13 protein-coding genes are annotated in these 12,324 nt (G+C 65.7%); 7 read left to right on the plus strand and 6 right to left on the minus strand.

From position 1 onward, the window contains the following. Positions 1–73: 73 nt before the first annotated feature. The 3 genes from rpmE (at position 74) to DW352_RS11380 (ending at position 1,847) form a co-directional block, all read left to right on the plus strand. Complete coding sequence (gene rpmE / locus DW352_RS11370; RefSeq protein ID WP_115691308.1) at positions 74–307, plus strand: 50S ribosomal protein L31; 234 nt, start codon at positions 74–76, stop codon at positions 305–307. A 165-nt stretch (positions 308–472) separates the two neighbouring features. Beyond that, positions 473–937, plus strand: a complete 465-nt coding sequence (locus DW352_RS11375) for an Rrf2 family transcriptional regulator (RefSeq protein ID WP_115691310.1) — start codon at positions 473–475, stop codon at positions 935–937. Next, positions 927–1,847 (plus strand): NAD(P)/FAD-dependent oxidoreductase, encoded by a 921-nt coding sequence (locus tag DW352_RS11380; RefSeq protein WP_115691312.1) that lies wholly within the window; start codon positions 927–929, stop codon positions 1,845–1,847. The genes DW352_RS11375 and DW352_RS11380 overlap by 11 nt, the downstream gene beginning before the upstream one ends. Positions 1,848–1,919: 72 nt before the next feature. Here DW352_RS11380 and rcdA read toward each other — a convergent pair whose 3' ends face one another. Next, positions 1,920–2,447, minus strand: coding sequence for a protease adaptor protein RcdA (gene rcdA, locus DW352_RS11385; RefSeq protein ID WP_115691314.1), 528 nt, complete (start codon positions 2,445–2,447; stop codon positions 1,920–1,922). 389 nt (positions 2,448–2,836) lie between these two features. Then, positions 2,837–3,031 carry a DUF1192 domain-containing protein gene (locus DW352_RS11390; RefSeq protein WP_115691316.1) on the minus strand — a complete coding sequence of 65 codons (195 nt, stop codon included), beginning with the start codon at positions 3,029–3,031 and terminating at the stop codon, positions 2,837–2,839. Positions 3,032–3,133: 102 nt separating this feature from the next. Here DW352_RS11390 and DW352_RS11395 point away from each other — a divergent pair, with 102 nt between their 5' ends. Both DW352_RS11395 and DW352_RS11400 read left to right on the plus strand, forming a co-directional pair. After that, entirely contained in the window at positions 3,134–4,129 is a 996-nt protein-coding gene (locus tag DW352_RS11395) for an NAD(P)H-quinone oxidoreductase (RefSeq protein ID WP_115691318.1), read from the plus strand. 366 nt (positions 4,130–4,495) lie between these two features. Beyond that, positions 4,496–7,393 (plus strand): EAL domain-containing protein, encoded by a 2,898-nt coding sequence (locus DW352_RS11400; protein WP_115691320.1) that lies wholly within the window; start codon positions 4,496–4,498, stop codon positions 7,391–7,393. 58 nt (positions 7,394–7,451) lie between these two features. Here DW352_RS11400 and DW352_RS11405 read toward each other — a convergent pair whose 3' ends face one another. The 3 genes from DW352_RS11405 to DW352_RS11415 form a co-directional block, all read right to left on the minus strand. Then, the gene (locus DW352_RS11405) at positions 7,452–8,135 is read right to left on the minus strand and encodes a hypothetical protein (RefSeq protein ID WP_115691322.1); all 684 of its coding nucleotides are present in this window, start codon (positions 8,133–8,135) and stop codon (positions 7,452–7,454) included. Positions 8,136–8,201: 66 nt separating this feature from the next. Then, positions 8,202–8,807, minus strand: a complete 606-nt coding sequence (locus DW352_RS11410; protein ID WP_210209965.1) for a Crp/Fnr family transcriptional regulator — start codon at positions 8,805–8,807, stop codon at positions 8,202–8,204. Further along, complete coding sequence (locus DW352_RS11415; RefSeq protein ID WP_245434408.1) at positions 8,804–9,280, minus strand: NUDIX domain-containing protein; 477 nt, start codon at positions 9,278–9,280, stop codon at positions 8,804–8,806. Before DW352_RS11415 ends, DW352_RS11410 begins: the two co-directional genes overlap by 4 nt. Positions 9,281–9,432: 152 nt before the next feature. Here DW352_RS11415 and mbfA point away from each other — a divergent pair, with 152 nt between their 5' ends. Then, the gene (gene mbfA / locus DW352_RS11420; protein WP_115691326.1) at positions 9,433–10,392 is read left to right on the plus strand and encodes an iron exporter MbfA; all 960 of its coding nucleotides are present in this window, start codon (positions 9,433–9,435) and stop codon (positions 10,390–10,392) included. A gap of 128 nt (positions 10,393–10,520) precedes the next feature. Beyond that, positions 10,521–11,402: a metallophosphoesterase family protein gene (locus DW352_RS11425; RefSeq protein ID WP_115691328.1), complete on the plus strand. Its 882-nt coding sequence runs from the start codon at positions 10,521–10,523 to the stop codon at positions 11,400–11,402. Positions 11,403–11,735: 333 nt separating this feature from the next. Here DW352_RS11425 and DW352_RS11430 read toward each other — a convergent pair whose 3' ends face one another. Beyond that, positions 11,736–12,296 carry a hypothetical protein gene (locus DW352_RS11430; RefSeq protein WP_115691330.1) on the minus strand — a complete coding sequence of 187 codons (561 nt, stop codon included), beginning with the start codon at positions 12,294–12,296 and terminating at the stop codon, positions 11,736–11,738. Between the last annotated feature and the right edge of the window lie 28 nt (positions 12,297–12,324).

Consider the following 12,324-nt stretch of genomic DNA (forward strand, 5'->3'; position numbering starts at 1 on the left):
TCGCGCAATTTTGGCGCCGCCCGCGCGCGCCTTAAAGCCGCAAACCCGACAATTCGAACGCAAAAGGCGAGCCATGAAAGCCGATATCCATCCCGATTATCACACCATCAAGGTGGTGATGACCGACGGCAGCGAATTCATCACCCGCTCCACCTGGGGCAAGGAGGGTGACGTGCTGAACCTCGACATCGATCCGAAGTCGCACCCGGCCTGGACCGGCGGCACCCAGCAGCTCATGGACCGCGGCGGCCGCGTGTCGCGCTTCCAGAAGAAGTTCTCGGGCCTCGGCCTCGGCGGCAAGAAATAAGCGTTCCGCCTCGGCGGACATGCAAAACCCCGCGGCCTGGCTGCGGGGTTTTTGTTTTGGGGCCGGTTTAACCCCGCCGCCAGCGAGCCCGCCTCCCGATTTGCCGTGCGGCCTTTGCGTTTCAGCGGATTGACTCACGCCACATCATGTAACATATGAAATTACATGAAACGCGACAGCAGACTGTCGGGCGTTCTCCACGTCCTCCTGCACATGGCCGAACTGAAAGGCCCCGTGACATCGGACACGTTGGCGGGAGCCATGCAAACCAATCCGGTCGTGGTCCGCCGGATCATGGCCGGTTTGCGCGAGGCTGGGTTCGTCAACTCCGAGAAGGGGCATGGTGGCGGTTGGACGATCGTTCGAGACCTCAACGCGATCACCTTGCGCGATGTTTACCTCGCGCTCGGAGAGCCCGCCCTTTTTGCCATGGGCAATCGGACCGAATCTCCCGGATGCCTTGTCGAGCAGGCGGTGAACAGCGCCCTCGACGATGCTTTCCGCGATGCGGAAGCACTGCTGCTCGAGCGATTCGGCGCGGTCACGCTGGCGCAGCTCAGCGCGGACTTTCACGCCCGCATGGTCGCGAGCGGCAAGACCATCGACCTGGAGACGATCCATGCATCATGACGCCATCGTCATCGGCGGCAGCTTCGCCGGACTTTCCGCCGCCATTCAAATCGCCCGCGCGCGCCGCTCGGTGTGCGTCGTCGATGCCGGCAATCCGCGCAACCGCTTCGCGCCCGCGTCGCACGGCTTCTTCGCACAGGACGGCAACGAACCCCGCGCCATCATTGCTGCCGCGCGCGCTCAAGTGCAGCGCTACCCGACCGTGCGGTTCGTCGCCGGTGAGGCGAACGCCGCGCGCGCTGCGAAAGGCGGGTTTGAAGTATCGTTGACGGACGGCACGCCCCTGACGGCTGCCAAACTGGTTTTGGCTTTCGGCATTTCCGACGTATTGCCGGACCTGCCTGGCCTCGCCGAACGCTGGGGCAAGAGTGTGCTCCATTGCCCCTACTGTCATGGTTTCGAATATGCGGACCGCAATCTCGGTGTTCTGCAGACGACGCCGATGGCGGCCCACCAGGCCCTGCTCGTTGCCGATTGGGGGCCGACAACGCTGTATCTCAATGGCAGCACAGCGCCGGACGAAGAGACGCAGGCAAAGCTCGCGCAACGCGGTGTGACCATCGAGCCGGCGCGGATCGCCGCGCTTCGCGGAGACAACGGTGCGCTGTCATCCCTGCTTCTCGCCGACGGACGGGAAATGGGCATCGATGCGATGTACGTCGCACCGCGATCGCGCCTCAACAGTCCAATCGCGGAGCAGCTCGGCTGTGCGTTGGACGACGGCCCCTTCGGACTCGTCATCCGCACCGATGCTGCGAAGTCGACCACCGTGCCCGGCGTCTACGCCGCAGGCGACATCGCGCGCGTTCCGCACAATGCCAGTTGGGCCGCGGCCGATGGTGTGACCGCCGGCGTTTTCTTGCACCAGTCGCTGGTGTTCGAACCGCTTGCGCACGCGTCGGCGCGCTGACGAGAGTCCGTGAAACGAAAATGGCCGGGCAAGCCCGGCCATCGCAACACGACATGTCGTCGAAAGAACGCGCTAGATGTTCTCGCCGCCGAAGGCCGCCTTCAACAGGCCGAGCTGACGCCCGACCGGGTTCGGCGTCACGATGGCGTCCGGCGCCGTGCGGTTGTGGATGGTGGCGTCGATGCGGCGCACCTTGCTCTGCAGCGCCTGCGAGCGCTCGATCAGCACGCGCAAGGTTTCCGGCACCAGCGCGAGGTTGTTCGGATCGTGCGTCTCCGCCGCGGTCAGCTTGACCTTGTACTTTTCCTTGCTCGCCTGCGCCAGCGACATCTCGCCTTCCTTCACCGCGCGGTGCAGCAGCAGCCATGAGGCAAGCTGCATCAGCCGGGTGGTGAGACGCATGCTCTCGGTGGCGTAAGCGAGCGCGGCCGAGCGCTCGAGCTTCTTGGATTCCTGACGGCCCGGACCATCGAGATAGGTCGCGGTCTCTTCGACCAGCGCCATGCCGTCACGGAATAAAGCGGCAAAAGCCTGCGAATTGGCGAGCCGCTCGCCGAAGGATACGGGCTCAACTTCGCTGAACATCGGCTTCTCGGACATACGCAACGCCTCACTCACATCGGAGCCAAAAAGCGCTCCGTAAACGATTGAGTAAGGATGGCGCGCCGCGCGGCGTTCGTCCAGACGGAACGAATGCGAACCTGCCGATATAGTTGAAATGCGTGCTTAAAGTGCCGAAATGAAGCGGCTTTTTGCACAGCCGTCTCAAAACGGGACAAAAAAAGGAGCCGCCGAAAACGGCGGCTCAAAGTAGATAACAGGGAGGCGTCAAACGAGTGGACAGGAGCCACTCACGTCCATGAAGATGGACATGCACAGTAATATTCGAGAAAGCTTAATCGAGGCTTAAGCCGTATGGTCAAAAAAGCGTAAAAAGCGCTGAAAATCGGGGCTTTTGCCGCACAATACTACCAGGAAGGCGTAGGCCGTTACTTCTTGAAGAATTGATCGGCGGCCGAGCGCGTCGCGCGCTTGCGCGTCATGTCGGCCTCGAGCCGCTTGATCTCGTCCTGCAGAAGGGCGACGCGCGCGGCAAGCTCTTCGACCGACAACAGGCTCAGGTCCTGCCCGATCTCGTGCACGATCTTCTTCTTCGGTTTGTCGTCGTCGTCGAATAGCGGCATTTCACTCTCCTGCGCGGTGCGAATTTAGCGGCCGCCCGACGGGTTGTCACACCGCCGGGCGACGCCTAAACAAAGCCCGCACTCGCGAGACGGAGGGATCCGATGGCCGCACTTCCCACCACCATGACCGTAATCGGCATCAAGGAGCCCGGCGGACCCGAAGCCCTGGTGCCGGAACAGCGTCCGGTCCCCAAACCCGGTGACGGTGAAATCCTGGTGCGGGTGCGCGCCGCGGGCGTCAACCGGCCCGACGTCGTCCAACGCAAGGGTCTCTATCCGCCCCCGCCCGGCGCGCCCGACATTCCGGGTCTCGAGATCGCCGGCGAAATCGCGGCGCTCGGTCCTGGCGTCAAGCGCTGGAAAGAAGGCGACCGCGTCATGGCGCTGGTCGCCGGCGGCGGCTACGGCGAATACTGCGTCGCGCATGCAAGCCACACGCTCGCCGTCAGCGGCCTGCCCTTCGAAGAAGCCGCGGCGGTGCCGGAGACCTTCTTCACCGTCTGGCATAACGTGTTCGAACGCGGCGCGCTGAAGGAAGGCGAAACGCTGCTGGTGCATGGCGGCTCGTCCGGCATCGGCACCACCGCCATTCAACTCGCCAAGCAGTTCGGCGCCCGTGTCATCGCCACCGCCGGCTCGCAGGAAAAGTGCGATGCCTGCGTCAAGCTCGGCGCCGATCTCGCGATCAACTACAAGACCGACGACTTCGTGGCCAAGACCAAGGCCTTCACGGACAAGAAGGGGGCCGAAGTCATCCTCGACATGGTCGGCGGCGATTACATCGAGCGCAACTACGAAGCGGCCGCCGTCGAAGGCCGCATCGTGCAGATCGCCTTCATGGGCCCCTCGAAGGCCACCGTCGATTTCCGCCGTCTGATGCTCAAGCGCCTGCACCACACCGGCTCGACGCTGCGCTCGCGCTCGACCGAGGACAAGGCGGCGATCGCCCGCGCGGTCGAGGACAAGGTCCTGCCGCTGCTCGCCGCGGGCAAGGTGAAGCCGGTCATGTTCAAGACCTTCCCGCTTGCAGACGCCAAGGATGCACACGCGCTGATGGAATCGAGCGCCCACATCGGCAAGATCGTGCTGACGGTGTGAAGATCTGTCGTCCCGGGCGAGCGCCGTAAGCGCGTTTAAGCGCGTCTTCGACGCGCTATACGCGAGGTCCGGGATCCCTACGCCGCAGCGTCGGGAGAGGGCACAGGCTATGGGCCCGCCTGCGCGGGGACGACACAATGGGGAAGCCCCCTGGTTCAAGGCGCCGGCCTCCGCTACGGTATGGCCGGCTCCACACCGTGGAGGGCCGGGATAGCTCCCGATGGAGCCGCCCCCGCTATCGTTAACGCTACATCTCGCCACAATTTCGGCCGATACCTTCGGGACTTGCCCATGGCCTGTCCCCCCGGCTACTGATCGGGAACTGGCTGGAGTGGGGACTAAGCCGGGAGGGTCTACGGTTTGCAGATGACGCGCGCCGTGCAGGCGGTCGCCGCTGTGCTTGCATTGGCAGCCGCCCTCGTGGCGGCCGTGCCCGTGCGCGCCGTCGAAGCGGTCAATGTGCGCGTCGACGCGCCGGCCATCGACATCACCGCCGCCACCGAGCGCCTCAAGACCGAGACCGACCGCATCCAGGTCTCGACCGCCCCGGGCCCGGACGGCATCGTCCGCCGCATCGAGGTGCGCGCCCGCGAGAGCAACAACAACTGGGCGGTGTTCGCGCTGACCAACAACAGCGACGAGCAGATCGACCGCCTGATCGTCGTGCCGCACTACCGGATGGTCGGTTCCGGCCTCATCTGGCCCGACCTCGGCCTCTCGCGCGTCGCAGCCATCACGCCCTCGTCCGGCGACCGGCCGGTGCGGCAGGAGAACACGACGTCCGACGTGTTCCGCGTCACGCTCGACCCCGGCACCGTCATCACCTTCGTCGCCGAGTTGCGCACCGATAACCTGCCGCAGATCTATCTGTGGGAGCCGGACGCCTACAAGGACAAGATCAACTCGTTCACGCTGTACTACGGCATCGTCATCGGCATCGCCGGCCTGCTGGCGCTGTTTCTCACCATCCTGTTCGTGGTGAAGGGCTCGGTGATGTTCCCCGCCGCGGCCGCGCTCGGCTGGGCGGTGCTGATCTATATCGGCATCGACTTCGGCTTCTGGGGCAAGGTGTTCGACATGTCGGCCGGCGCCGAGCGCGTGTGGCGCGCCTGCGGCGAGGCGATCCTGTCGGCGACCTTGCTGGTGTTCCTGTTCGCCTATCTCAATCTCTCGCGCTGGCACGTGCGCTATGCGCACATCACCATCGCCTGGCTCGCGGCGCTGGCGGCGCTGATCGCCGTCGCGGTGTTCGATCCGGCGGTCGCCGCCGGCATCGCCCGTATCTCGCTCGCACTCATCGCCGTGTGCGGCCTGGCGCTGGTGATCTATCTCTCGACGCACGGCTTCGACCGCGCCGTGCTGCTCATCCCCACCTGGCTCCTGCTGGTGGTGTGGACTTTCGCCGCCGCGCTCGCCGTCAGCGGCTTCATCACCAACGACATCATCGGCCCCGCCTTGCTCGGCGGCCTGGTGCTGATCGTGATGCTGATCGGCTTCACGGTGATGCAACACGCCTTTGCCGGCGGCATCACCCACGGCATCGTCTCCGACATCGAAAGACGGGCGCTCGCGCTGACCGGCGCCGGCGACATGATCTGGGACTGGGACGTCTCGGCCGACAAGGTCTACACCAGCCCCGAAACCGAACATCTGCTCGGTATGAAGCGCGGCGCGCTCGAAGGCCCCGCCGCCGTCTGGCTCGACGTGCTGCACCCGCTCGACCGCGACCGCTTCCGCGCCGCGCTCGACAACGCGGTCGAGCAGCGCCGCGGTCGCCTTACCCAGGATTTCCGCTTGCGCGCGCCGGACGGCCATTACGTCTGGCTGTCGCTGAAGGCGCGGCCGGTGGTCGGCTCCGACGGCGAAGTGGTGCGCCTCGTCGGCACGCTGAGCGACGTCACCGATTTCAAGAATGCGGAAGAGCGGCTGCTGTTCGACGCCGTGCACGACAACCTCACCGGCCTGCCGAACCGCGAACTGTTCCTCGACCGTATGGAGGCGGCGTTCGCCTTCGCCCGCTCGGACTCGCAATTGCGTCCGTCCGTGCTGGTGATCGATCTCGACCGCTTCAAACAGGTCAACGATTCCGTCGGCATCGCCGTCGGCGACTCCATCCTGCTGACGCTGGCGCGGCGGCTGTCGCGCCTGCTGAAGCCGCAGGACACGCTGGCGCGTCTGTCGGGCGATCAGTTCGCGCTGATCCTGATGTCGGAGCGCGAGCCCGCGCGCATCGTCGCCTTCGCCGAAACCATGCGCCGCACCTTGCGCGCGCCGATCGCCTTCAACGACCGCGAAATCTTCCTCACCGCCTCGATCGGCATGGCGCTCGCCGAGAACCAGGCGCACCGGCCGGAGGAAGTGCTCAAGGACGCCGAACTCGCGATGTATCACGCCAAGCGCATCGGCGGCGACCGCATCGAAGTGTTCAAGCCGGCCATGCGCTCGCGCAAGACCGACCGCCTCACCATCGAGTCCGAACTCCGCCGCGCCATCGAGCGCGAGGAGATCAAGGTGCAGTACCAGCCGATCGTGCGGCTCGAGGATCGCGCCATCGCCGGTTTCGAGGCGCTCGCGCGCTGGGAGCATCCCAAGCTCGGCCGGCTGTCGCCGTCGGAATTCATCTCCATCGCGGAGGAGATCGGGCTCATCGTCGACCTCGGCCTGTTCGTGCTCGACCGCTCGGCCAAGCAGCTCGCGCAGTGGCAGGCGGCGAACCGTGGCCGCGAACCGATGTTCGTCAGCGTCAACGTGTCGTCGCGGCAGCTGCTGCGTCACGATCTGATCCAGGACCTGCGCGGCGTGCTCGGCCGCACCGCGCTGGTGCGCGGCACGCTCAAGCTCGAGATCACCGAGTCATTGGTGATGGAGAACCCGGAGCACGCGGCGCAGATGCTGACGCGCATCAAGGAGCTGGGCGCCGGCCTGTCGCTCGACGACTTCGGCACCGGCCATTCCTCGCTCGCTTACCTGCAGCGCTTTCCGTTCGACACGATCAAGATCGACCAGTCATTCGTGCGCACGACATCGCGCGGCACGCGGCCGGTGATCCTGCGCTCTATCATCGGCCTCGCGCACGATCTCGGCATGGAAGTGGTGGCGGAAGGCGCCGAGACCGACGGCGATGCGGTCGAGCTCTATCAGCTCGGCTGCGAATACGCGCAGGGCTTCGCCTTCGGCGAGCCGATGAGCGCGGAAGCGGCCGGCGATCTCATCGGCACGCAGCCGCAGCGCCGCCCGCTCTTGAAGGTCGTCGGCTCCGAGTAACGGCAGGCGCGAAGCGCCACCAAATGCCGAGCGCTTTACGCGCGCGGCATGAACAGCCTCAGTGCACGAACGCGCCCTTCGCCATCATCAAATGGTGATATTGGTGATGCGCGCCCTGCACCATGATGCCCATGAAACCGAGCGCCTTCAGCTTGACGAGCGGCTGCGCCGCGCTCGCCTGCACCGTGAGCGTCACGCCGTTCGGCAGGTCCGCGGTCTTCGCGTCCCAGCCGAGCGCCGCGAGCTCATGCACATGCGCTGGCACCATGCGCTTGATGGCGGCCAGCGTACGGCCCTCGCCGGTCACCGCGATTTCGATGCCGTTGTCGAGCACGCGCTCGTTCGCCGCCGCATGCAACGTCACTTCGTTCATGTCGATCAGGTGTTCGCGCAGCGCGCCGATGTTCACCTTCGACCAATCGGTCTTCGGATCGTTCTCGAGAATCCGCACCACTTCCTGGATGGCGCCGAAGGCATCCTGCCCCGGCGCGGTCGGCACCCCGCCCTCCTCCTGAGCGACGCCAGGGCCGTGCATCATCCCGCCCTGCATCATCCGGCCATGCATGCCGCCGCCCATGCCGCCTTGCATCATCGGCCCTTTTGACATGCCACCCTGCATCATCTGCTGATGCATCTGGCCGTGCATGCCCATCGGTCCGTCGTTCGACTGGGCGAAGGCGTAGGCCGAAACGCCGAGCACCGCGGCACCGATCGCCAGCGTCTTCCAGGTCATAATCGTCATCGCATGCCTCTTCGCGTTCTGCCCCGGCTCGCTTATTAGCGCGGCGGGCGCACCCCGCCTATGATCCTAATCATACGCGCGGGCGAGGACGATCCTGCCTTTGCCGCGCTTGATCTCGCCGGCCCGCTCGAGCGCCGCCAAGGTGCGGTAGAGCGCTTCATGCGTCAGGCCGAGTTCAGCGGCCAATTCCTTCAAGGTACCGCGCAGCGCGACGGTGCGGCCGTCCGCGCCGGCATTGAGCACGAGGTAATGGTGCAGGCGCTCGCGCGCGGAACGGATATTGCGCTGTTCGAGGCGCGCGCGCAGCTTCATCACCTGACGCGCCAGCATCGCGGTGAAAGCCTGCGCTGCCCGCGGATCGCGCGCGAAGGCGTCGAGCATGACCTTCTTCGGATAAAGGCGGACAATAGCCGGCGTGCTGGCGATGGCGTCGCAATGATAGGCGGGCGAGAACAACGACGCCTCGGCGACGGTGTCGCCCGGACCCGCGACATGCAGAACCGTCTCGTGCCCGCCGGCATCGACACGCGCCAGCCGCACGCGGCCGCTGACGATCTCGCACGGGCCCGCCGCCTTGTCGCCCAGCCTGAACAGCGCCTCGCCCGCTTCGAGTTTGCGCTCGATGGCAGCCGCGCGCACCGGCGCCGGCAGCCAATCGTGCGCCGGCTTCACCACAGTTCGCTCACCGGCGCGCCGGCGAAGACCTCGGCGATCCGCGCGCGCGCCGCACGCGTCGTATCCGACGGCAGCGCATCGATCGGGAAGAAGCCGTGCGCCACGATCTCACGGTTGGGCGTGGGCGGGGTGTCCTGGCGGAAGTCGCGGACGATGTAGAGCGCGACATGATCGCGACGCGAAACACGCCGGTTGTGAAACATGCCGTGCAGCGTCGGCGTGCCGGTGAGGACGATGTTGCCTTCCTCCTCGAGCTCACGGGTCAGCGCCGTCAACAGCGTCTCGCCGGTCTCCACGCCGCCCCCCGGCAGGTGCCAGCCGGAGACGTAGGAGTGCTTGACCAGGAACACGCGGTCGGAGCCGTCGATCACCATGCCGACGGCGCCCAAGGTCGCCCCGCGGGCGAAGCGGAAATAGAGGTGGAACAGCCGCCGCAGCAGCGGTTCCAGCTTGCGACGCCACTCGTCCAATCCGCGTCTCCTTGGTCCAATGCCGTTCTAGAGGGCGATTGTCCGCGGCGGAAGCACGATCAAACCTCGCCGCTGCCTCTTGCCTAGTTTAGAATATTTCTAATATAGAGAGCCACGCCCCGTCATACCGTCCTGCCCAGAAGAGGCCTTCCGTGAAGCGATTTTCCGACCTGACCGAGCAGGAAGTGCTGGCCCTGGCCATCACCAACGAGGAAGAGGACAGCCGCATCTACCGCGGTTTCGCCGAGGGCCTGCGCGACCAGTTTCCGTCCTCCGCCAAAGTGTTCGACCAGATGGCGGACGAGGAGGTGGTCCACCGCACCCGGCTTTTCGAGATGTACCGGGAGAAATTCGGCGAATACCTGCCGCTCATCCGCCGCCAGGACGTGAAGGGCTTCATCCATCACAAATCGGCGCTCTGGCTGATGCGGCCGCTCGGCCTCGAGGAAGTGCGCAAATTCGCCGAAAGCATGGAGTTCGAAGCCGAGCGCTTCTATCGGCGCGCGGCCGAACAGGCGCGCGACGCCTCGGTGCGCCAGCTGCTGGTCGACCTGGCCGAGGCCGAAGCCGGCCATGAATCGCTGGCTCAGAAGCTCTCCGAAAGCATCCTCACCAAGGGTGCGCGCGAGAAAGAAGACGAGACGGCGCGGCGCATGTTCGTGCTGCAATACGTGCAGCCCGGCCTCGCCGGCCTGATGGACGGCTCGGTGTCGACGCTCGCGCCGTTGTTCGCGGCCGCCTTCGCCACACACAACACGTGGGAGACGTTCCTCGTCGGCATGGCGGCGTCGGTGGGCGCCGGCATCTCGATGGGCTTTGCCGAGGCCTTGTCGGACGACGGCTCGCTGACCGGCCGCGGCACGCCGTGGCTGCGCGGCGCGGTCTGCGGCCTGATGACCACCGTCGGCGGTCTCGGCCACACGCTGCCCTACCTCATTCCCGATTTCTACATCGCGACGATCATTTCGTTCGTCGTCGTCATCGCCGAACTGTGGGCGATCTCGTGGATCCGCACCAAGTTCATGGATACGCCGTTCCTGCAGGCCGCGTTCCAGGTGGTGGTCGGCGGCGTGCTGGTGTTCCTCGCCGGCATCTTGATCGGGAGTTCGTGATAACCGCCACCGCCATCGCCCGCGAAAGCGGGCGAACCAGTATCCCCGGTGCGCGCGTCAATGGGCGCGACAGTGAGTACTGGATGCCCCGCTTGCGCGGGGCATGACAGTCTGAAATTGATCTGCCGATGTTCACCCTCGCCCACCTTTCCGATCCGCATATTCCGCCGCTGCCCGAGCCGACCTGGCAGGAACTGCTCGGCAAACGCGTCACCGGCTACATCAACTGGCGGCGTAAGCGGCGCTTCATTCACGATGGCGCCGTGCTGGAGCGGCTCATCGACGATCTCAAGCGCCAGGCGCCCGACCACATCGCCGTGACCGGCGATCTCGCCAATATCGCACTGGCGGCGGAGTTTGCCCGCGGCCGCGACTGGCTCGAACATCTCGGCTCCTCGCGCGACGTCAGCCTCGTGCCCGGCAACCACGACATCTATGTCCCGGAAGCCGCGCTGTTCGCCGCGCGGCAATGGGGCAGCTACATGACGGACGACGCCGGCACGCCCGGATTTCCTTATGTCCGCAAGCGCGGCAACATCGCGCTGATCGGCGTCTCGAGCGGCGTGCCGACCGCGCCCTTCCTCGCCACCGGCTGGATCGGCACGACGCAGCTCACGGCGCTGGCCGCGCAGCTCGAGACGCTGAAGAACGAAGGCTTCTTCCGCGTCGTGATGATTCATCATCCGCCGGTGACTAAGGCCGCGCGGCACAAGCAGCTGCTGGACGCCTCCGTCTTCCGCCAGGTGATATCGCGGCACGGCGCCGAGCTGATCCTGCACGGCCACGATCATCTGCACATGATCAATTGGCTGTACGGTCCGGACGAGACGCGCGTGCCGGCGATCGGTGTGCCGTCGGCCTCGGCCGTGCCCGGCACCGACAAGGACGCGGCGGCCTATCATCTCTATGTCATCGACAGCCAACCCGGCGCTTCGCGCATCGAACTGATCTCGCGCGGCGTCACGGCTCAAGGCGATGTCGTCGAAGAGAAGCGGATGATGGTGGAGTAGCTGTCCGTCGTCACCGGACGGCTGAGCGATAGCGAAGGAGACCCGGGACCGATACGCCGCAGTCTATCGAGAGGACACGGCGATGGGCCCCCGCCTTCGCGGGGACGACAAGAACTGTCGCGGCCGCGGCACGCCCTCTCTCCCATGTCATTGCCGGGCTTAGCCCGTCGAAGATGGGCGTGAACGCCCTTATGACCCGGCAATCCATGAGGCTGTGCCGCTCGCACAACGGTCCGTACAGCTCTCACTTGCGGATTTGGACACGGATGCGCGGGTCAAGCCCACGCATGACGCCGAGCGTGTGGCGTCTTCATCGCGCTCGAGAATGCGCTATTAAGGCCGCGGTCCCTGCAGCAGCGCCAGCACGAACAGCGCGCCGATGCCGACGATCAGGCCGTAGATAAAGGCGCGGATGGCGCGCCAGCGGTTACGGCGGCGCTGCGTGCGCATAACGGTTTGCGCCAGCGGCCGCCCCGCGTCGTCGGCCAAGGCGCGTTCGCGCTCGACCATCCGGCGGGCGACATAGCGCGTGACCTCCTGCACCATGTCCGGCACGTCGTAGCTTTCGGCGAGCACGGCGCGGCCATAGCGGGTGTCCTGCACGAAACGGTATTGGCGCTTGTCGCGGCCCATCTCGACATGCGCGACCACGTCGATCCAGAGGCGGGGCACGTCGCCGCGCGAGACGCCACGGTCAAACAGCTCGACGTCGTCGGGAATGTCCTTGAACAGCGGATCGAGCGCCTCGTTCAACAGCTCGAGCCTGGCGAGTTCAGCGTCGCGCAGATCGACGACGACGGCCGAACGCTCGGCCGCCTCGATGCGCGCTTCCCGCACGGCATCCTTGAGCGGGGTTGCCGCTTCAGCCTCGGTTTGCTTACCCGGTCCGACCATTCGTTAATAATAGCAGGCCTGTGGGCAT

Source organism: Pseudolabrys taiwanensis (assembly GCF_003367395.1).
GTDB classification, from domain to species: Bacteria; Pseudomonadota; Alphaproteobacteria; order Rhizobiales; family Xanthobacteraceae; genus Pseudolabrys; species Pseudolabrys taiwanensis.

Coding starts and splice junctions, on each gene's coding strand:
- rpmE (WP_115691308.1), top strand. CDS start 74: ATGAAAGCCGATATCCATCCCGATTATCACACCATCAAGGTGGTGATG.
- DW352_RS11375 (WP_115691310.1), top strand. CDS start 473: ATGAAACGCGACAGCAGACTGTCGGGCGTTCTCCACGTCCTCCTGCAC.
- DW352_RS11380 (WP_115691312.1), top strand. CDS start 927: ATGCATCATGACGCCATCGTCATCGGCGGCAGCTTCGCCGGACTTTCC.
- rcdA (WP_115691314.1), bottom strand. CDS start 2,447: ATGTCCGAGAAGCCGATGTTCAGCGAAGTTGAGCCCGTATCCTTCGGC.
- DW352_RS11390 (WP_115691316.1), bottom strand. CDS start 3,031: ATGCCGCTATTCGACGACGACGACAAACCGAAGAAGAAGATCGTGCAC.
- DW352_RS11395 (WP_115691318.1), top strand. CDS start 3,134: ATGGCCGCACTTCCCACCACCATGACCGTAATCGGCATCAAGGAGCCC.
- DW352_RS11400 (WP_115691320.1), top strand. CDS start 4,496: ATGACGCGCGCCGTGCAGGCGGTCGCCGCTGTGCTTGCATTGGCAGCC.
- DW352_RS11405 (WP_115691322.1), bottom strand. CDS start 8,135: ATGACGATTATGACCTGGAAGACGCTGGCGATCGGTGCCGCGGTGCTC.
- DW352_RS11425 (WP_115691328.1), top strand. CDS start 10,521: ATGTTCACCCTCGCCCACCTTTCCGATCCGCATATTCCGCCGCTGCCC.
- DW352_RS11430 (WP_115691330.1), bottom strand. CDS start 12,296: ATGGTCGGACCGGGTAAGCAAACCGAGGCTGAAGCGGCAACCCCGCTC.